At 61.2% G+C, this 20,224-nt stretch carries 18 protein-coding genes; 12 read left to right on the forward strand and 6 right to left on the reverse strand.

From position 1 onward, the window contains the following. Positions 1-81: 81 nt before the first annotated feature. The 6 genes from PspCFBP13509_RS23570 (at position 82) to PspCFBP13509_RS23595 (ending at position 7,102) form a co-directional block, all read left to right on the forward strand. The gene (locus tag PspCFBP13509_RS23570) at positions 82-597 is read left to right on the forward strand and encodes a sigma-70 family RNA polymerase sigma factor (protein ID WP_065926096.1); all 516 of its coding nucleotides are present in this window, start codon (positions 82-84) and stop codon (positions 595-597) included. Further along, positions 598-1,575: a FecR domain-containing protein gene (locus PspCFBP13509_RS23575; RefSeq protein WP_065939571.1), complete on the forward strand. Its 978-nt coding sequence runs from the start codon at positions 598-600 to the stop codon at positions 1,573-1,575. A gap of 101 nt (positions 1,576-1,676) precedes the next feature. Continuing rightward, positions 1,677-4,091, forward strand: coding sequence for a TonB-dependent receptor (locus PspCFBP13509_RS23580; RefSeq protein ID WP_065926094.1), 2,415 nt, complete (start codon positions 1,677-1,679; stop codon positions 4,089-4,091). A gap of 64 nt (positions 4,092-4,155) precedes the next feature. Then, positions 4,156-5,310, forward strand: coding sequence for an ABC transporter substrate-binding protein (locus PspCFBP13509_RS23585; RefSeq protein WP_065926093.1), 1,155 nt, complete (start codon positions 4,156-4,158; stop codon positions 5,308-5,310). Continuing rightward, complete coding sequence (locus PspCFBP13509_RS23590) at positions 5,307-6,353, forward strand: FecCD family ABC transporter permease (protein ID WP_137212773.1); 1,047 nt, start codon at positions 5,307-5,309, stop codon at positions 6,351-6,353. Before PspCFBP13509_RS23585 ends, PspCFBP13509_RS23590 begins: the two co-directional genes overlap by 4 nt. After that, positions 6,347-7,102, forward strand: a complete 756-nt coding sequence (locus tag PspCFBP13509_RS23595; RefSeq protein ID WP_065926091.1) for an ABC transporter ATP-binding protein — start codon at positions 6,347-6,349, stop codon at positions 7,100-7,102. Before PspCFBP13509_RS23590 ends, PspCFBP13509_RS23595 begins: the two co-directional genes overlap by 7 nt. Positions 7,103-7,245: 143 nt before the next feature. On the opposite strand, the gene PspCFBP13509_RS23600 is transcribed toward PspCFBP13509_RS23595, so the two are convergent. Then, positions 7,246-8,253, reverse strand: coding sequence for an aldo/keto reductase (locus PspCFBP13509_RS23600; RefSeq protein ID WP_065926090.1), 1,008 nt, complete (start codon positions 8,251-8,253; stop codon positions 7,246-7,248). A 444-nt stretch (positions 8,254-8,697) separates the two neighbouring features. Between PspCFBP13509_RS23600 and acuI the strand changes: the two genes are divergently transcribed. Beyond that, the gene (gene acuI, locus PspCFBP13509_RS23605) at positions 8,698-9,684 is read left to right on the forward strand and encodes an acrylyl-CoA reductase (NADPH) (RefSeq protein WP_065926088.1); all 987 of its coding nucleotides are present in this window, start codon (positions 8,698-8,700) and stop codon (positions 9,682-9,684) included. A gap of 149 nt (positions 9,685-9,833) precedes the next feature. Here acuI and PspCFBP13509_RS23615 read toward each other — a convergent pair whose 3' ends face one another. Continuing rightward, a complete protein-coding gene (locus tag PspCFBP13509_RS23615; RefSeq protein ID WP_065926140.1) occupies positions 9,834-10,421 on the reverse strand; it encodes a TetR/AcrR family transcriptional regulator in 588 nt (195 codons plus the stop codon). A gap of 148 nt (positions 10,422-10,569) precedes the next feature. On the opposite strand from PspCFBP13509_RS23615, the gene PspCFBP13509_RS23620 reads away from it, so the two are divergent. The 3 genes from PspCFBP13509_RS23620 (at position 10,570) to PspCFBP13509_RS23630 (ending at position 13,561) form a co-directional block, all read left to right on the forward strand. After that, on the forward strand, positions 10,570-11,670 hold the full coding sequence (locus PspCFBP13509_RS23620; protein WP_137212774.1) for an alkene reductase: 1,101 nt from the start codon (positions 10,570-10,572) through the stop codon (positions 11,668-11,670). A 546-nt stretch (positions 11,671-12,216) separates the two neighbouring features. Then, positions 12,217-13,077, forward strand: a complete 861-nt coding sequence (locus tag PspCFBP13509_RS23625; protein ID WP_242001098.1) for an alpha/beta fold hydrolase — start codon at positions 12,217-12,219, stop codon at positions 13,075-13,077. Positions 13,078-13,099: 22 nt separating this feature from the next. Continuing rightward, positions 13,100-13,561 (forward strand): SCP2 sterol-binding domain-containing protein, encoded by a 462-nt coding sequence (locus PspCFBP13509_RS23630; protein ID WP_242001099.1) that lies wholly within the window; start codon positions 13,100-13,102, stop codon positions 13,559-13,561. Here PspCFBP13509_RS23630 and PspCFBP13509_RS23635 read toward each other — a convergent pair. The 4 genes from PspCFBP13509_RS23635 to PspCFBP13509_RS23650 all read right to left on the reverse strand — a co-directional run bounded on the left by PspCFBP13509_RS23635 (position 13,461) and on the right by PspCFBP13509_RS23650 (position 17,410). Then, the gene (locus PspCFBP13509_RS23635) at positions 13,461-13,829 is read right to left on the reverse strand and encodes an NAD-dependent epimerase/dehydratase family protein (protein WP_137212775.1); all 369 of its coding nucleotides are present in this window, start codon (positions 13,827-13,829) and stop codon (positions 13,461-13,463) included. The genes PspCFBP13509_RS23630 and PspCFBP13509_RS23635 overlap by 101 nt on opposite strands. Positions 13,830-13,883: 54 nt before the next feature. Continuing rightward, entirely contained in the window at positions 13,884-15,419 is a 1,536-nt protein-coding gene (locus tag PspCFBP13509_RS23640) for an amidase (RefSeq protein WP_137212776.1), read from the reverse strand. A gap of 213 nt (positions 15,420-15,632) precedes the next feature. Next, the gene (locus tag PspCFBP13509_RS23645) at positions 15,633-16,265 is read right to left on the reverse strand and encodes an ANTAR domain-containing response regulator (protein WP_065926083.1); all 633 of its coding nucleotides are present in this window, start codon (positions 16,263-16,265) and stop codon (positions 15,633-15,635) included. Continuing rightward, positions 16,262-17,410 carry a transporter substrate-binding domain-containing protein gene (locus PspCFBP13509_RS23650; protein WP_065926082.1) on the reverse strand — a complete coding sequence of 383 codons (1,149 nt, stop codon included), beginning with the start codon at positions 17,408-17,410 and terminating at the stop codon, positions 16,262-16,264. Before PspCFBP13509_RS23650 ends, PspCFBP13509_RS23645 begins: the two co-directional genes overlap by 4 nt. Before the next feature lie 650 nt (positions 17,411-18,060). On the opposite strand from PspCFBP13509_RS23650, the gene urtA reads away from it, so the two are divergent. After that, the gene (gene urtA / locus PspCFBP13509_RS23655; protein WP_137212777.1) at positions 18,061-19,242 is read left to right on the forward strand and encodes an urea ABC transporter substrate-binding protein; all 1,182 of its coding nucleotides are present in this window, start codon (positions 18,061-18,063) and stop codon (positions 19,240-19,242) included. Positions 19,243-19,321: 79 nt separating this feature from the next. Then, the gene (urtB, locus tag PspCFBP13509_RS23660) at positions 19,322-20,224 is read left to right on the forward strand and encodes an urea ABC transporter permease subunit UrtB (RefSeq protein WP_027603389.1); all 903 of its coding nucleotides are present in this window, start codon (positions 19,322-19,324) and stop codon (positions 20,222-20,224) included.

The following is a 20,224-nucleotide window of genomic DNA, read 5'->3' on the forward strand; positions in this document are numbered from 1 at the left end:
GGGACACGATGGCGCTTGCGCTCAAGCTGGTTTGTCAACTAGCATTGGGAATACTTCTCAATTACAAACAAATCTGCCGCCATGAGCGAAATCTCTTCCGCGAATCACCTCAATCACCTGCGCGCCATCGAGGCCCTGTACAGCGGGCATCACGGCTGGCTGTATGCCACGCTGAAGAGAAAACTGGGTAACGCCATGGATGCGGCGGATCTGGCGCAGGACACCTTCACCCGGATCCTCGCCTCACAAGTCACGGTGATTGACCAGCCACGGGCGTACCTGAGCTGCGTGGCCAAGGGCATCCTGGTCAACTGGTACCAGCGCAAGGCACTGGAACGCGCCTACCTGGATGCGCTGGCGAACGTGCCCACCCACGAAGCGCCGTCGCCCGAGGCGCACTTCATGGTGCTGGAAACCCTGCACGAAATCGACGCCATGCTCGATACCCTGGCGCCCCTGGTCAAGCGCGCCTTCCTGCTGTCGCAGATCAACGGCCTCAAGTACGACGACATCGCCGAGCAACTGGGTGTATCGCTGATCACCGTCAAGCGCTACATGAAACAGGCCTTCGTACAGTGCCTGATGCTGGTGGAGTGAATGCTCGGTCTGCGCAAGGAGCCGCCGCTGGACCCGCAGGTACTCGAAGAAGCCGCCGAGTGGCTGATGCGCTTGAGCGAACGCGAACTGAGCGAGCACGAGCGCGCCGAATGGGAGCGCTGGAAGGTCAGCAGCCCGGAGCGGGATCGCGCCTGGTCCCGTGCGCAATTGCTGCAGAGCAAGTTCGGCGGCCTGCCGCCCGCCCTGGCGATGTCGGCGCTGGACCGGCCAGACAGCCCTGAACGTCGTGCAGCACTGGGCAAGCTGGCGATCCTGCTGGCGCTGGCGCCCGCGGGTTGGGGGAGCTGGAAGCTGGCGCAATCGCAGCAATGGTCAGCGGACTATCGCACCGACGTTGGCCAACGCCGCGAACTGACCCTGGCCGATGGCTCACGTATCACCCTGAACACCGCCACCGCCATCGACGTCGTATTCGACGACCGTCAACGGCTTATTCACCTGCGCGAGGGCGAAATCCTGGTGCAGACCGCCGTGGACACCGCCCCCCTGCCCCGGCCGTTCCTGATCAGCACCCGCCAGGGAAGCATGCAGGCGCTGGGCACACGGTTTACCGTGCGTGAAGTCAGCCCCCGCACCCATCTTGCGGTCATCGACGGCGCGGTGCGGGTGATATTGGCCGATAACCGCCAGACCCCGCCGCTGATCGTCAATGCAGGGCAGCGCACCGACTTCTCCTCACAGACCTTTGGTGACCTGGCGCCGACCGATCGCTACATCGGTTCATGGACCCAAGGCATGTTGATGGCCGACAAGATGCGCCTGGCGGATTTCGTCGCGGAACTGACGCGCTACCGCCGAGGTTTCCTGCGCTGTGATCCGGCCATCGCCGACTTGCGCATTTCCGGGGCCTTTCCGATCAGTGATACCGATCGCACCTTGAGCATGCTGGTGCACACTTATCCCGTGCTGGCGAACAGTCATTTGCGCGGTTACTGGGTCACCCTGTCGCCCGCCTGACTCTCACGCAAAAATAAACGGCGGCCGGGGTGATACTTTTTTCGATCTCGACTGGCAAAGACAGGAACAGCCTTTTCCTCTCGTCCATGGGTCATCCTTTCATGCTCGTAGCACGGCCCCTGCGTCCGGCTCGTCCGCTCAAACCGATGGTGCACGGCGTTGTGCTCAGCCTGCTGCTGGCCGGAGCCATGTGCCCGGTGGCGTTGGCGGATGCACCGGCCCAATTGGACTCAGTCGCTGTGCAGGCCTACCACATTGCCCCCGGCCCGCTCGGCGCGACGCTCTCAAGCTTTGCCGTGGACGCCGGTATTGCCCTGTCGTTCCAGCCGTCGATCACGGAGGGCCTGATCAGCCCCGAACTGAACGGCACCTACTCCACGCAGGAAGCCGTCACGCGTTTGCTCGAAGGCAGCGGCCTGGAGATGGTGTTGCGCAGCGATGGCAGCTACACCCTGGTACTGCGCAGGCTGACGCTGTCGGCGACCACGGTGGAGGCGGCGCAAAAACACACCGATAGCCTGCCGCCGGTGTACCCGGGCGGCCAGGTGGCCGAGGGCGGGCGTCTCGGCCTGCTGGGCAATACGGATGTGATGGACGCGCCGTTCAGCATCAGCACCTATACCGCGTCATTGATCAAAGACCAGCAGGCGACCACCGTGGGCGACGTGCTGGAGCGCGACTCTTCGGTCCGCTCCACCGGCCAGACGGGAGGGATCGTCGACTCATTCTTTATCCGCGGCTTTCCGGTGGGCGAAGGCAACCTCGGGGAACTGGCGTTCGACGGTGTGTACGGCGTGGCCTCCAATTACCGGGTATTCACCGACTACGCCGAACGCATCGAAGTGGTCAAAGGCCCTGGCGCCCTCCTCTACGGCATGTCCCCCAACAGCGCCGTCGGTGGCGTGATCAACGTGGTCCCCAAGCGCGCCCTGGACGAGGACCTGACCCGCGTCACGGCCACCTATGCCCAGGACCGACAACTGGGCACCCATATCGACCTGAGTCGGCGGTTTGGTGAGGACCGGCGATTCGGCATGCGCGTCAACGGCCGCGTGCAGCAGGGTGACACTGTCATCGACAAGCAATCGCGGGATGTCGGGGTCAGTGCCATCGCCCTGGATTACCAGGGCGATCGCCTGCGCACCAGCCTGGACCTGATCAACCAGCAAGAGCAATTCGACGCGGCGTCACGGCCCTTCCTGATCGCGCCCGGCGTGCCGATTCCCCACGCCGCCAACGGGCGTACCAACGTCAGCCAGGCGTGGGGCTGGTCCAAGACCCGCGACGAGTCGGCATTGCTGGGTGGCGAGTATGACGTGAGCGACGCACTGACCCTGTTTGCCCATGCCGGCGGTGGGAAGTCGAACGTGGCACGCCTTTCCGACCAGACCCCGACCATCATCAACACCGTCGGCGACACCTCGTCGATCCCCGGCTATTACAAATTTAAAGTACGGCGCTACACGGTCGACAGCGGTGCCCGACTGCGTTTCGACACCGGGCCGATCAGCCACAGCACCACGCTGCAAGTGACGCGCTATCGCGACGAGTTGTCGCGCGGCATTATTTCCGGCCCGCCGATCCTGTCGAACATTTACCACCCTGTCTCACGACCCGAGGCCGACATTGCTACGCCTGCCACGCCGAAAGTCTCGGCGACCGAATTGTCCGGCGTCGCCGTTGCCGACACCTTGTCGATCCTCGATCAGCGCCTGCAGGTGACGGCCGGCCTGCGCAAACAGACCATCCGCTCCAACAACTACGACGCGGCGGGTACGGTGACCACGGCTTACGACGACGGCAGGACCACGCCGCTGTTCGGCGCAGTTGTCCGGCCCTGGGAGCATGTGTCGTTCTACTACAACTACCTGGAAGGCTTGAGCAAAGGCGATATCGCCCCCGCCACGGCCTCGAACGCGGGCCAGATCTTTGCCCCCTACGTCTCACGCCAGCATGAGGTGGGGGTCAAGCTCGACTACGGCACGGTCATGTCCACACTCGCGCTGTTCCAGATCACCAAACCCAGTGGCGAGCTGTCAGGTACCACCTTTGCGGTACAAGGCGAACAGCGCAACCGCGGCCTGGAGCTGAACGTATCCGGTGAGGCCGGCCAAGGCACACGCCTGCTGGGCGGGGTGACGCTGCTGGATGCGCAACTGACCAAAAGCGCGGTTGCGGCCAACCGGGGCAACACCCCAGTGGGGGTGCCGAAGGTGCAAGCCAACCTCTGGGCCGAGTGGGACGTGCCCTGGGTCGAGGGGCTGACGCTAACCAGCGGGGCGTTGTACACCGGCAGCCAATATGTGAACCAGGCCAACACCCAGCAGTTGGACCCCTGGACCCGCTTCGACATGGGCGTGCGCTACAGCACGCGCATCGCCCAGCGGCCGACGACCTTTCGCGCCACGGTACAGAACGTGTTCGACCGTGAGTATTGGTCGGGGGTCGCTTCCTATGGTGCGTTCTCTCAAGGCTCGCCACGCACCCTTCTACTGTCGACCACGGTCGATTTCTGAAACCTTCGGCCCGGCACGGCAAGCTGCACCGCCACCCGGCCCGACCACTGCAAAGGCTTTAACCATGGTTACCATTGTTCGACGCAGCCACGCCTTCGCCGGGCTGCTGCTTGCGGGTTTGTTGGGATGGGCTCTGCCGTCGACGGCCGCCGAGCCGCAGGCACCACGCAGCACCGTCACCGATTTGCTCGGGCGCCAGGTCAAGGTGCACCTGCCGGTCCGGCGGGTGATTCTCGGGGAAGGCCGTCAGTTGTACCTGGTTGCCGCGCTGGATACGCAAAACCCCATCGAGCGAATCGTCGGCTGGCGCAAGGACCTGATCCAGTCCGACCCGGACACCTATGGCGCTTACCTGCGTAAATTTCCCGCCATCGCCAAAATCCCCACCTTTGGCGGCTTTGAAGACGGCACCTTCGATATCGAGCAGGCCATCTCCCAGCGCCCGGACGTGATCATCCTCAATATCGAGGCCCAGCACGCGACCGAGGACGCCCGCTATATCGAAAAGCTCGATGCCCTGGGGATTCCAGTGGTGTACGTCGACTTTCGCAACCACCCGATGCAGAACACCGAACCGACCATGCGCCTGTTCGGCCAGTTGTTCGGCAAAGAGGCGCGTGCCGAAGCGTTTATCGACTTTCGCAACCAGCAGATCCGCCGCGTCACCGACGTGATCAACGCGCAACACCCTTCGCGCCCCAGCGTGTTCATCGAGCGTATCGGTGGCTACACCGACGATTGCTGCCTGAGTTTCGGCAATGAAAACTTCGGTCTGTTCGTCGATATGGCGGGGGGCAATAACATCGCCAGAGGCGTTATTCCCACCACCTTTGGCCAGCTGAATCCCGAGCAAGTGATCGTCGCCAACCCGGAACAGGTGGTGGTCACCAGTGCCAACTGGGAAGCCTTTGCCCCCGGTGGCCACTGGGTCGGGGTGGGGCCCGGTGCCGACATGGCCCAAGCCCGGCGCAAACTGGCCTGGTATACCCAACGCCCGGCCTATGCCGGGATCAAGGCGCAGGATGACCAGGCGTTCCATGCCATCTGGCACCAGTTCTACAACAGCCCTTATCAGTTCGTGGCCATCCAGCAGTTGGCCAAGTGGTTTCATCCGACATTGTTTACCGACCTGGACCCTGAAGCCTCGTTTCGCGAATTGCACGAGCGATTCCTGCCGGTGCCCTATGAGCCGGGTTACTTCGTGAGCCTCAAGCCATGAGTGCCGTGATCCAACGCGACACCTACCGGGCCCTGGTGCTGCGCAAACGCCTGATCCTCAGTGGCCTGCTCTTGCTGCTGTTGTGCAGTGTGCTGCTTGACCTGGCCCTCGGGCCGGCGCGCTACAGCTTCAATGAAGTACTCGGTGCACTGTTTGCGCCGGACAGTGCGCCGGCACAGGTTCGCGTGGTGATGTGGGACATCCGCCTGCCGATCGCCCTGATGGCCGTTGCCGTGGGTGCAGCGTTGTCACTGGCCGGCGCGCAGATGCAGACCATCCTCAATAACCCGCTGGCCAGCCCCTTCACCTTGGGCATTTCCGCCGCCGCCAGTTTTGGTGCAGCCATGGGGCTGGCGTTTGGTGTGGCGCTGTTTCCGTTGGCGGCGCAGTACATGGTGCCGGTCAACGCGTTCATCATGGCCATGCTGTCGGCGTTGCTGATTCACTTCCTGAGCATGCGTCGCGGGGTCACCGCGGAAACCATCGTGCTATTGGGTATTGCCCTGGTCTTCACGTTTAACGCGTTATTGGCCCTGGTGCAGTTTTTCGCCACCGAGCAAGCCGTGGCGGCCGTGGTGTTCTGGACCATGGGCAGCCTGACCAAAGCCACCTGGCCCAAACTCGGGGTGATCTGCCTGGTGATCGTGATCACCCTGCCGATCTTTGCCAAGCGCGCCTGGGCCCTGACCGCACTGCGACTGGGGGACGACAAGGCCGCCAGCTTCGGGATCAACGTACGCAGCCTGCGCTTTCAGACGCTGATCATGGTCAGCCTGCTCGCCTCGTTCCCCGTGGCCTTTGTGGGCACCATCGGCTTTATCGGGCTGGTCGGCCCGCATATTGCGCGGATGTTGATCGGCGAGGACCAACGCTTCTTCCTTCCGGCCTCGCTGCTGACCGGCGCACTGATTCTGTCCGCCAGTTCAGTGGTGAGCAAAACCCTGATCCCCGGCGCCATCTTCCCGATCGGGGTGGTCACTTCACTGATCGGCGTGCCGTTCTTCATATCACTGATCCTCAGCGGGAAGAAAAACACATGGTGAAGATTCAGCTGCAAGACCTGGGTGCCCGCTATGGCCAGCGCACGATCATCCGTGGCGTTACCACCGCCGCGTTCACCGGCGGCCAGGTGGTCGCGGTGGTGGGGCCCAATGCGGCGGGCAAGTCCACCTTGTTCAAACGCATGGCCGGGCTGATCGACGGGCCTGGACAGGTGATCCTGCAGGACTCGAAAAAGGGCCGGCAGGGCATCTGCTACATGCCCCAGGGCTTGAATGCCAGTGCGCGGTTGACGGTCTACGAATCGGTACTCCTGGCCCGCAAGCAACTGTCGCCGCAATGGACCGTCCACGATGACGAGTTGAACCTGGTCGACGAAATGCTCGAGGCCCTTGGCATCAGCGACTTGTCCTTTCGCAACCTCGGCGAACTCAGCGGCGGCCAGCAGCAACTGGTGTCCATCGCCCAGACCTTGGTGCGCGAACCGGAAGTCCTGCTGATGGACGAACCCACCAGCGCCCTCGACATGCATCGCCAGGTGCAAGTGTTGAACTTCATGGGCGCACTGGCCCGCCAACAGCAGGTCATCGTGTTTATTGCCCTGCATGACCTGAACCAGGCGTTGCGCTTTGCCGACCAGGTATTGGTGATTGCCGACGGCACCGCCCAAGGCAGCGGCGCGAGTCATGAGGTGATCACCGAACGCATGCTGCGCGAGGTGTACCAGGTTGAGGCGCGGATCGAGCAGTGCAGTCGGGGACAACGGCATATTTTGATCGACGGCATAACTTGACCGCGTACCCAGCACGAGCCATAGATTGATGCGAGAACATGCCGATAGCCGAAACCCGCGTCGTCAGCTTGGCTTGTTTCGTCCTCGCAGTGACTCCAGGCTTAACCCTCATTGACCGCGCGTTCGCATTGCACCTTCACAGGTCAGGCAACGACACGCTCTGGAGCGCCGTCAGCCCAAGCAACAGGTACCCTGGCTACTGCCGACGGCGCCAGGTCACTCACGCTATCAAGTCGACCAATTTGCTCCGCAGAGAGCTGCAGTGTCAGCGCTCCAAGGTTATCGGTAAGTTGGCCAAGTGAGCGCGGGCCGATAATGGGAACCGCACCATGCGTGCCTGCCCAAGCAATGGCAACCTGGCCCGGGCTGACGCCGTGTTCACCCGCTATAGCGACTACCGCGTCCAGCGTCTGCGTGCGCTGTGCCGAGTTCTCCGGCTGGAACACACGCCCTGCGAACCCTTCAGCACGCCCCTTTTCACCTTGCCGGTACTTTCCGGTCAACATACCGCCCCCCAGGGGCGACCACGTCACGATGCCGAGACCGAGCGCATGCGATGCCTTGAACAAATCGGCCTCGGGCTCGCGATGCACCAAGCTATGTTCGAATTGTGCAGCCGCAATCGGAACGGCATGGGACAGTTCGGCCAACGTGACCGCACGGGCGAGGCGCCAGGCGGGGAAGTTCGACAGGCCCGCGTACAGGATCTTGCCGGCACGCGCCAGGTCCTCGAAGCCTCGGACGATTTCCTCAAGGGGCGTGGTGCCATCCGGGTGATGCGCCCAGTAAATATCAATCCGATCGGTTTTGAGCCGTTTCAGGCTTGCCTCCACGGAAGCCACCATGGCCTTACGGCTGTTGCCGGTGACCAGTCGGTTCGCATTCTGCACTGCGCCACTGCTGAACTTGGTGGCGAGCACAAAATCCTCACGCCGCCCTTCCAGCAATGTACCGAGCAGTTCTTCGGATTGCCCGAATTGGTAGACGTCAGCCGAATCGATGAAGTTGCCGCCAGCTTCGGCATAAGCGTTGAACACAGCTTTGCTGGCGTCGGGATCGGCGCCATAACCCCAGCCTGTGCCGAAGTTGCCCGTGCCGAGCGCCACCTGTGAAACCTGCAAACCGGTCTTTCCAAATGATGTGTACTTCATGCTGTGCTCCGTCAATTGAATCGGCCCTGTTGTCGGGATCGACTGGGCGCATGACCGCCTCGATAGCGTTCCCCTGCGCTTTAGTGACTTTCATCTTCAAGATCTGTGTAGATAGGCCAGCAGTGAAGCCTATAGCCTTCATTGATGTCAATCGCAATCAAAGATCTTGACGACGAAGATTATGATCGACATCATTGAGGTGCTTGCCTCACCAGGGTGCTGGAAATTTGCGCGCCCATCTGACCGCGCCCACCTGCTTTCGTCGAGGCGGGCTTGGCCTTCGAGTTTGCCGCCATGGTCCAGGAAAACCTCGCTGGGACGCGCAAGGACAAGGGCATCGTCACCTTCAACTACCCTCAGGTGGGTCGCAGGCGAACCCAAGGTTTTCCAGCTGGGTCAACTGATTTAGCACAACGCACGTGGTCACCTGACCAGGAGAAGACGATGACATTCAAGGCACTGCTCGCCAGCAAGACCGGTGACACCCTTTCAACCCGCTTGGTTGACTTTGAGGACGAGGATTTGATGCCGGGCGACGTCACCGTCGCGGTCGAATACTCAACGGTGAACTACAAGGACGCGATGGCGCTCAGTGGCCGGTCACCGATCATCCGCAAGTTTCCGCTGATTCCGGGGATCGACTTTGCCGGGGTCGTAGAGTCGTCGACCTATCCCGGCATTGTGGCCGGCGACCGTGTGCTGGCCAACGGCTGGGGACTCAGCCAGACTCACCACGGCGGCTTCGCCCAAAGGGCACGGGTGAGCGGTGATTGGCTGGTCAAGGTTCCCGCAGCGTTTTCGGCCCGGGATGCCATGGCCATCGGCACAGCGGGGTACACCGCAATGCTGTCCGTGCTGGCACTGGAACATGGCGGTCTGACGCCTGCGCGCGGCGACATCCTGGTGACCGGCGCCAATGGCGGCTCTGGATCGGTGGCGATTGCCCTGCTGTCCAAACTGGGCTATCGCGTGATCGCGTCGACCGGGCGGCTTGAAGAAGCCGATTACCTGCGCGCGCTCGGCGCGAACGAAATCATCGACCGCCACACCCTGTCCGCACCGGGCGCACCGATTTCCGAAGAGCGCTGGGCGGGCGCCATTGACTCGGTCGGCAGCCATACGTTGGCTAACGTGCTGGCGCATACCCGGTATCGTGGCGTGGTCGCGGCCTTCGGACTTGCACAAGGCGCGGATCTGCCCGCCTCTGTGCTCCCCTTCATCCTGCGCAACATCACCCTTGCTGGCATTGATTCGGTCAATGCGCCTCAGCAGATACGGCTGCAGGCTTGGTCGCGCCTTGCCAGTGACTTGGATCTGGACAAGCTTGCCCGAACCTCAAAGGTGGTTGGCCTCGGCGATGTTCCTGACATCGCCAGCCGCGTGCTCGCAGGGAAAATTCAGGGGCGGACCATTGTTGACGTGAACGCGTGACGGGGCGGCGGGGTTTTCCAGTGCCACAACGCGCTCTTGTCCGAGGCGCTGCCTCTGCTGGCGAAAATCGATGATCAACCGAGGATCGACCGCTTGCTCTCTCGCACCCCCATGAAGCGCATCGGCAGGCGCGCTTGAGGTCTCCCGGACTATTGCTCGCTGCCTGGCGATACCGGCAAGGAAGCCGATATCCGGGCGTGGCAAACCTCGAGTATTTCATCGGCGAGCGGCGAATCATCCGGACACGCTCGCGACAACACCATCGCGCCAACGGCATGAGCCAGTACGTCGATCATCTTCGCTCTCGTCTCGCCCGGCGCAGCGTCTTCGACGGTCGGAGACTTTTGCACCAGCGCTTGCAGCATGCGGTCTATGCCTTCGGCGAATGCACGCTTCAGCTCATCCGACTGACGCGCGGCGTCTCCACACAGGGCCGCCATGGTGCAGCCCTCGCCACGCCGGTCACGGTGATCCCTCGACACGTAGATATCGATGAACGTCTGAATATCAAGCGCCTCGGTGCCGGCGAGCGACCGGGAAAGACTGCTGGCTGCAGCCTCGGCCATCAGATCGGCCTTTGAGCCGAAATGTTTGTAGAAACCTCCGTGGGTGAACCCGGCGGCCCCCATGAGATCCACCAAACCTACGCCGTCAAACCCCCGCTCACGAAACAACACGGAGGCCGTCTCGACGATGTGCTCGCGATTTGCCTGCGCCTGCGCTTTGGTCACTTTCACCTGCGATACCTCGAACTTGCACAAAAAACCTACGCCCATAGTACATAGATGTTGATTGCAATCAAAATAATTGACAGCTTTGATTATGATCACCATCATAAAGGCAAACCAAATCCCTCTTCCGCCACAGCCACAGAAGACACCTCACATGACCGATCAAAATCTGTTTACTGCCTATACCCTTGGCTCACTGACCCTCGCCAACCGCATCGTGCTCGCGCCCCTGACGCGCAATCGCGCCGGCACTGGACTGGTGCCCAGCGAGTTCGCCCCCACTTACTACAGCCAGCGCGCTTCGGCCGGACTGCTGATCACCGAGGCCACCCAGATTTCGGCGCAGGCGCAGGGTTACCAAGACACACCCGGTCTTTACACCCAGGCGCAGATCGACGGCTGGCGCCGGGTTACCGAAGCGGTGCATGCCAAGGGCGGCAAGATTTTTGTGCAGCTGTGGCACGTTGGCCGGGTTTCCCATGTGGAGCTGCAACCGGGCGGTGCCGCCCCAGTAGCGCCGTCAGCCATCCGTGCCCAGACCAAGACCTTCGTCAATAACGGCTTTGCCGACGTGTCCGAGCCACGCGCACTCGAACTCGACGAACTGCCAGGCATCGTCAACGATTTCCGCCAAGCGGCAGCAAACGCCATTGCGGCCGGCTTCGACGGAGTGGAACTCCACGGTGCAAACGGCTATTTACTCGATCAATTCATCAAGGACGGCGCCAACCAGCGTACCGATGCCTACGGCGGTTCGATCGAAAATCGTGCGCGCCTGTTGCTGGAAGTGACCGCTGCAGTGGTCGCCGAGATTGGCGCGGACCGCACGGGCATTCGCCTGTCGCCGGTCTCGCCCGCCAATGGTGTGTCGAGCAGTGAGCCGCAGGCTCAGTTCGATTACATCGTCGACCAACTCAATGCGCTCGACATCGTTTACCTGCACGTCGTCGAAGGCGCGACCGGTGGGCCACGCGACGTGGCGCCGTTTGATTTCGACGCCTTGCGCCAGCGCTTCAAGAACACCTACATCGCCAACAATGGCTACGACCAAAACCTGGCCAACTCGCGGCTTGCGCAGGACAAGGCTGACCTCATCGCCTTTGGCCGCCCGTTTATCGGCAACCCGGATCTGGTGGAGCGGCTCAAGGCCGGTGCGCCGCTGTCCGCCTTCGACCCCACCACCCTCTACGGCGGCGGTGCGACGGGCTACATCGACTACCCGACACTGGCCGAATCAAGCGCTGCCACCAACTAGGCGGTGCCTGACCGGGCCAGGTTTTATTTGTGCATCCCTCTCACTGCGTGACCGAAGCTTGTATCCGGGAAGGTCCAGGTAACTCCGTATAAATGGCGCGCTTGGTGTCGTTACCTGTGTTCTGGCACCAAACGAGCCAGCGTCGATTACAGAACGATCACGACTGGGGGCACAAGGGGTAAGGCAGGAGCGCGCAAAAGGCTGGAAAGATGAAGTTGAATAACGATAAGTGCGACATCAATGAGTGCGTTGAATCAACCGCAGCCGCACCACCCGATACAGGACACACAGGCCCAGATCAGGATCAAGCGCCACAACGTGACGAAGCGACACCTGCGCAGTCACCGACCAGCAAAGTACCTGAAGACGCGGCTCAGCCTGTAATCGTCTGGCGTAGCTTGATGTTGCAGCAGTAACACTGCGAAGTCGCATTGCTCCGTCAACACCCGTCGCAGTGCAACCAGACATCGAGCCCGGTGCGGACAACCCGCGCGGGTGCAATCTGTACCCAAACAGCCATGGTTTGCTGCATCAGATGACAACCCCTTGGAAGACTTCAAAATGAGCTATAGCCATCTAACCGCTCCTACCCTGTATATCGACGTCGATGGCGAGACATTTGCCTATCGCCGCTGGGGCAATGACAAGACAGATCAGCCTCCGCTGTTCCTCCTCCAGCATTTCCGTGGCGGCATGGATCATTGGGACCCCATCATGACGGATGGGCTGGCGGCAGGGCGCGAGGTCATCCTCTACAACGGTCGCGGCATTGCCTCTTCTTCCGGAGAGCCGCGTAACCGAATTGAGCTGATGGCCGACGACGCTGCCGCAGTGATCCGCGCACTCGGTCTATCAACAGTCGATGTGCTGGGTTTCTCGCTTGGCGGTTTTATCGCCCAGGACCTGACACGACGCCATCCCGACCTCGTGCGCAAACTGATGCTGCTGGGTACCGGGCCTCGTGGCGGTAATCCGGACTCAGACCCTGGCGTGCTGGAGGCCGCACCACGGCCCATTCCCACAGTGGACGATTTTCTGTTTCTGTTTTTCGGTCGCTCCGAGGCGGCGCGGCAGGCAGGGCTCGCGTTCTGGGAGCGCCGTCATCAGCGTGTCGACCAGGATCCACCCAGCTCTGTGCAGGTGATGCAGGCACAGATCGAAGCCCACATGCACTTTATGCCCAAGCTGGACCCAAATGATCCCTTCAATCATCTGCGCGCTATCAAACAGCCAACGTTCATCCTGAACGGCATGAATGACGTCATGATTCCAACAGTCAACTCCTGGTACATGGCCCAGAACATCCCGAACGCCCAGTTATTCCTGTACCCGGATGCGGGCCACGGCGCCCAATTCCAATGCCCTGAGCGCTTTCTGAAACACGCCATCGCGTTCCTCAGCGAATGACAACTTACGGAGCCAGCACATCATGCTGAAGTTTAAATTTTTGTTGTGGGCGCTGACCAAGCTGTTTCAGCGGGCCATCAAGAAAAACCCCGGCTGCGCAAAATTTGTTAAAGGCAAGTCGTTGGTCTTTCAGATTCGAACAGAGGATGGCGTGGGTCGCTACTTCACCGTTGCGAACGGAAAGATAAAATCCGCCGCAGGTTTAACGCAAAAGCCGGCATTCACGCTGTCGTTTAGAAACACAGAAAGAGGCTTCGCCATTCTGTCGGCTAAAGACAGCAAGGATGAATTCCTGACGGGGTTGCGTACAGGCGATCTGAAAATCAGCGGTGATTTTGTCGAGGTGATGTGGTTCCAGGGATTAACAGAATACTTGCAGCCGGCTAAAGACCCCGCGCAGGTTTTTTCACGACGCCTTGCATCGTGCGGCTGCCGATCATCACGATTCGGGCGCCGGGGTGCAGCCTGGCGTGCAGGGTGTTGACCAAATGGCTCGCCGCCGCCACGTGAACCTGCCACATGGCTTGGCCATCCTGCGGCTGCAACTGCCCCAACGGGGCGGTACGCATGAAACCTGCCGCGTGGACGATGGCATCCACCGTTTCGATGGGCTGCAAGGCTTGATCCAAGGCCTGCAAGTCACTCAGATCGCATTCAGTCCAGTGAAAGCGCGGATGGTCGATACCGGCAGCGCGGCGACTCAGCCCCTGCACACGCCAGCCTTCTGCCAGCAGGCGTTGCGCGCTGGCCATTCCAGGCCCAGTCGCCAGCGAACGTATTCGCCAGCGCCTGGGCAGGCCATCGGTTTACAGCGCCGGGGGTTTAGGGAATACGCCGCGGGCGTGTTCGTAGGCCTGGGCAACGCGCAGTGCGAGGGCGTCCTGGAAGCGCGGAGCAACGATCATCATGGCGACCGGCAAGCCGTCCGCAAGCCCCGCCGGGATCGATGTCGCGGGGTGCCCCGTGAGGTCAAACGGCGCGGTATTGGCAAGCATGTCCAGTGCACTGTGCACGTACTCCTCCACGGGTGCGTCCGCGGCGGTCAACGGCGTGGCTACGAAGGGCATGGTGGGCATCACCAACACGTCAAAATCCTTGAATGCCTCGTCGTACTGGCGCGTCAGCTCCGGTACCAGCATCCGCGCCTTGGCGTAGTAGGCGCCATGCAGGTTTTTCAGGCTGTAGTGACCGGTCAACGCAACCGCTCGCACGCTACTGGACAACGCATCGGCGTGTTCGCGGCGTTTTTCGCCGAAGTAACTCATGATGTCCGGGTCGTAATAACCGTCGACGTTCATGCCGTAACCATTGCCCTGCAACATCTGATACGCCGCGCCGTCAGTGGCAATCACGTTCCACAGATCCAACGCCACGCCCGTGTGCCACGGCGCGCTTGCTTCGCCGACGCTGGCGCCCAGGCTTTCAAGCTGGGCAACCGCCGCCTTGACCAGGGCATCCACCTGCGGCTCGGACATTCCCGGGATCGCAAAACCTTCTCGCAGCAAGCCGATTTTCAAGCCGGCCACGCCCTGCTCCAGCGTCGCGAGGCAGTTGACCGCTGGCGGATTTTTCTGCCGGGAATCAAGCCCATCGGCCCCCGCAATGACATCGAGCATCGCTGCCACATCGCGTACGTTATTGGCCATCGGGCCCACATGGTCGATGGTCCGCTCAATCGGAAAAGCGCCGGTGTAAGGCACCAGGCCGTAAGTCGGCTTGTGCCCGACGATGCCGCTCCAGGCCGACGGCATCCGGATCGAACCGCCCTGATCGCCGCCGATGGCCATGTCGACTTGGCCAAGCGCCACCAGCACCGCACTGCCGCTGGACGAACCGCCTGCGTTGCGCGTCAGGTCCCAGGGGTTTTTAACCGGGCCGCTGGCGGAGGTAAAACTTGCCCCGGAAAAACACAAGTCTTCACACACCGACTTGCCCACCACCGTGGCCCCGGCCGCCAGCAAGCGTTTGACCACAGTGGCGTCTTCGGACGGGATATAACCGTCCAGGCTCAATGAGCCGTTAGCCATGGGCACGCCAGCCACCGACACATTGTCCTTGATGACCACCGTCTTGCCGGCCAACGGGCCTTGCGCCGCGCCGACGATTCGGGTTTTCACGTACCAGGCGCCGTGCAGGTTGTCTGCCTCGGCGGCTTTGTTGTATTCGCGTTCAGGCGGTTCCTGCGCGACGTTGGCAGCGTAGAGCGCATCGATGGCTTCGTAGGAATTCAACGTTTCATCGGCCAGGTTGAGGAAGGCCTCCATCTGGCTATCTGTCAGGTGATAACCGTGGTCTTCGGCGGCAATCAGAAAGTCGGCTTTGCTGGGGCGTTTTACGGACATGGTGTTCTCCAAATGACGTTAAGAACCACCCGATCTCGGGCGATCATTGACGCGCGCCACCCGTGCCCACTGCACAGGTTACGGCTCGCTCCGGAGGACTCCATTGTCCACGCCGGTCGCCACGCGGTGATCCATACCTGCCAAGGGAGGCGTATGGCAAACGTCCACGCAGAAGAGGATCAAGCCCTCACAAGCTTGATGCTCAAAGGCTGTTCAGGAACAGGCTTGTCGGAACAACTCATGGGCCTTGACCAGCGCTTCGGCGATTTTTTCCACCGGTTCGCGTTTGGCCATGGCTTGATCTCGCAAGGCGTTGTAGGCATCGGTCTCCGACATGCCCTTGGTTTCGATAAGGATTATTTTCGCCTGCTGCACAGTGCGCATGACCGCCATGCGCCCTTCCAGGCGCTTGACGTGCCGTTCCCGTTCGCGGGCCTTGCGTGACTGACTCAGGGTGATCGCCAAAGCGGTCAGCAAACCGAACGACTTCACGGGCGAAGGGATGACAGCGCAAGCGTTCAGTTGCACCAATGCCTCGACGATGATCGGGTTCTCATAGGCAATCACCGGAATGATCGGCGGCGTGCTGGCGTGCAGCAGCCATGGCGTGTTGGTCGACAGGCTTTCCGGCGACACCGCCAATACGATCACGTCCGCCTCGGCGCTCAAGCGCTCCGGAATCGGCCATTGCACACGCACCTGACAACCGATGCGCTGCAACTGCTCGATCAGGTTGCGTCCATCCTCGTCATCCGGGTGGATCACCAATACGCTGACATCGCGCAGGTCCTTGATGCCTGTCGCGCTGTCGTTGCGCAGGCGTTTCTTGGCGGCGCGCAAGGTCATGGACGTCTCCCCACCGAGCCGGACCATTCATTGAAATTGGGTGCAATGGCATAAGGGTCAGGCTTGAGTGCACTCTGGCTTTCGTAAAGGATGTCGAATTGGCCCTCGACGTTGGCCCGGCCAATCCGCGAAAACAGGTACGTGTGGTGATTGTTGGCATCGACCCGAATGCGTCCTTGTGGCGCTTCGAATTCCAGCCCGCGCATGGCCTGCAGCACATCCTCCACTTGCGTGCTGCCAGCTCGAATGATCGCCTTGGCCAGCAAGTGCACCTGAAAGTACGCCGCCTCCCAGCAACGGTCAGTGACCTGGTGTTGACCAAACAACTCGCGGTATTGGGCGATGCATTGGCGGTTGGTCGGCGTGTCCACCGACTGAAAATACGTAGCCGCCGAGATATGCCCAGTGCCCAGGTGAACCCCCATTTGCTGGATGTCGGTTTCGCTGGTCGTCAGGCTGGCAATCGGCATCACCGAGGGGTCGAAGCCTGCGTCGGCGTAGGCCTGGTACAAATGCCCCATGGTTTCGCCGACGACCGTCGAGAAAATAAACGAGGGCTTGAGCTCCCTGGCCTTGACCATCAGTTTGGCAAAATCTTCCGGACGTGCGTTTTTCAGCGGCAGGTAATACTCGCCCAGCTTGGTACCGCCACGCTCGTACAACAGGTCGCTCATCAAGCGATTGGTTTCGTACGGGTAGACGTACTCGGAACCGATCATCAACACGCGATTGCCGAAGTTGTCGAGCATGTAATTGCCCAGGGGCAAGGCATTGTGATTCGGTGTGGCGCCGGTGTAGATAATGTTGCGCGAATACTCGAAACCTTCGTAATACACCGGGTACAGCAACAGGGCGTCGTAGCGCTCGACAATCGGCAGTGCCGCCTTGCGTGCAGCCGAGGTGTAGCAACCAAAGAAAAACCGCAGGTGTTCTTCGCGGATCAGCGATTCGATATGCATGGCGTACAGCGCAGGCGTTGAATCGGGGTTGCGGGTGATCAACTGCAGCGGGCGACCACCGACCCCGCCTGCCGCATTGATCTGCGCAATTGCAAACTGCGCGCCGCGCATCGTCGAGCCCTCGGCAGCCGCCGTGACACCGGTATCGGAAAACAGACCGCCTATGCGGATCGACTGGTCAACCATGCCTATCAACCTTGTTCAACGTGAGAAAAGACACCCGCTCGTGGATGGGGGTCTGGAGGCCTGTGCAAATAATGATTGAGCGAGACGCCGTATAACAAAATGGCTGCTCTCAGGCGGGTTGTGCCTGGGGCTGGCGCGACAACACTGTCAGGGCCAGTCATGCGAGGGGCCTTCCACACCTGCCGAGAATGGGCGTGTGACAAGGGACCCTGCGAGGGTGTTGCCTGTCGCTCATGCAGATAGTGGGCCACACGCAATGGGCGAGCTGCACCCGCGGCGCCGGCCGGTTTCAATCCTTGCCGTGGAGCCCATCCATGCCGCCCACACGCTCACGGTATTGGTGCATTCAGGGTGCATTCGCGCCAAAGCAGCGCAGGCCAGTGACACGCGACAATAGATGCAGGCGTCACTCGCACGCCCCTTCGACTGCCCGGAAAACGCCCTGGTCGCAATTGGCACTGCCCTTGCTATAACTCTCCAGAGACATCGCGCCAGCTGTTTGCCCTACGCCCTCTTGGCAAGTAGGGAAGCACCTCGCGTACGACTGGATCGGACACAGCTGTCCCGCCAGATTCGGCACAAGAAGCCTGATTTCCCGACTATTGATTTAGCCGGGATGTCGGGCTTTTTTTATTCCTGGAGAGAAGTGAATGCACAACGACAAACGCCGTTTGATCAAGCATGCCCTGTTGCTGGGCGCCTTCAGCCTGTTGCCGTTTTCCCTGGTCAGCCAGGTGCAGGCAGCCGAGACCGTGAAGGTCGGCATCATCCACTCGCTGACCGGCACCATGGCCATCAGTGAGGCCTCGGTGGTGGACGCGGAAAAACTCGCCATCGACGAAATCAACGCCAGCGGTGGCGTGCTCGGCAAGACCATCGAACCGATCGTCGAGGACGGTGCCAGCGATTGGCCGACCTTCGCCGAGAAGGCGCGCAAGCTGTTGGAAAACGATCACGTTGTCGCTACGTTCGGCGCCTTCACCTCGGCGTCGCGTAAAGCGGTGTTGCCAGTGTTCGAACGCAACAAGGCGTTGCTGTATTACCCGACGTTCTATGAAGGCCTGGAAAAATCCCCGGCCATCATCTACACCGGCGCCGAAGCGTCGCAGCAAACCCTGGCAGCCGTCAGCTGGTTGATGGCCAACAAAGGCAAGACCGTCTACCTCGTGGGCTCGGACTACATCTGGCCGCGCACCACCAACAAGCTGGCACGGGCGTCGGTGACCAAGCAGGGCGGATCCATCGTCGGTGAGGATTACCTGCCCCTGGGCAACATCGAGTTCTCCTCGGTGATCAACAAAATCAAGGCCGCCAAGCCCGACATCGTACTGTCCACCATCGTCGGTGGCTCAAACGTGGCGTTCTACAAACAGCTCAAGGCCGCCGGCATCGACAGCAGCAACCAGACGCTGATGGCGCTGGCCGTCACCGAAGAAGAAGTCACCGGCATCGGCGCCGAAAACCTCACCGGCTTTCTCACCTGCATGAGCTACTTCCAGAGCCTGAAAAACCCGGTCAACGAGAAATTCGTCGCCGCCTTCAAGGCCCGCTATGGCGACAAACGCGTAGTCGGCGACCCGATGGCGGCCGCGTACACCGCCGTGTACCTGTGGAAGAAAGCCGTGGAAAAAGCCGGCAGTTTCGACGTCCCGGCCGTGATCGCCGCGTCCTCGGAGCTGACCCTCGACGCGCCTGAAGGCGAGGTCAAGGTCCACAAGGACAACCACCACCTGTGGAAGCGTGCGCGCATCGGCGCCCTCAACGCCCAGGGCCAGGTTGACGTGATCTACGAGTCCGCGCCCATCGAGCCTAACCCTTTCCCGAAACTGTGATGCAGGGTCGGGCGCGATCTGACTCGCGCCCTCTCCCGCCCACGCGGTCCGCCAACGTGCAGCGACAGGTAGCGACGCAATGACTTTCGATATTTTGGTGATGCAGGTCTTCAGCGGGTTTTCGCTGTTCTCGGTGTTGGTGCTGATGGCCCTGGGGCTGACCATCGTGTTCGGCCTGATGGGCGTAATCAACATGGCCCACGGCGAGTTGATGGCGATGGGATCGTACATGACCTACGTCACGTCCGTGGTGTTTGCGCGCTACTTTCCCGACTACATGGGCTGGTATTTCGTGATCGGCATCGGCGTGGCCTTCGTCGTGACCTTCGCGTTCGGTTTCCTGCTCGAGCGCTGCTTTATTCGCTTCATGTACAACCGCCCGCTCGACACGCTTCTGGCGACCTGGGGCCTGTCGCTGGTGCTGCAGCAGGTGTTCCGCCAGGTCTTCGGGCCCAAGGAAGTCAGCGTGCCCACGGTGCAATGGCTGCAAGGCGCGTGGAAGATCAGCGAAGGCCTGGAACTGCCGCTCAATCGGATTTTCATCATCGGCCTGACACTGGTGATCGCCGGCGCCGTGTTTCTGTTTTTGTACCGCAGCCGCTGGGGGCTGCGCATTCGCGCGGTGACCCAGAACCGCGCCATGGCGGGGGCAGCCGGCATTAACACCGCCCGTGTCGATGCGGTCACGTTTGCCCTGGGCTGCGGGCTGGCAGGGATCGCCGGCAGCTCGTTCACCATGCTGGCCTCGACCGGCCCGGTCAGCGGCCAGCAGTACCTGGTCGACACCTTCATCGTCGTGGTGTTTGGCGGGGTGGAGAGTTTGCTGGGCACCTTCCTGTCGGCCTTCGCCATCGGCCAGACGCAGATTTCGCTGGAATACCTCACCACCGGGTCCATGGCCAAAGCCATCACGCTGCTGGTGGTGATCGTGCTGCTGTTCTTCCGCCCCAACGGCTTGTTCGCCGCGAAAGTGAGACGCTGA

Source organism: Pseudomonas sp. CFBP13509 (assembly GCF_005233485.1).
Lineage (GTDB): Bacteria > Pseudomonadota > Gammaproteobacteria > Pseudomonadales > Pseudomonadaceae > Aquipseudomonas > Aquipseudomonas marginalis.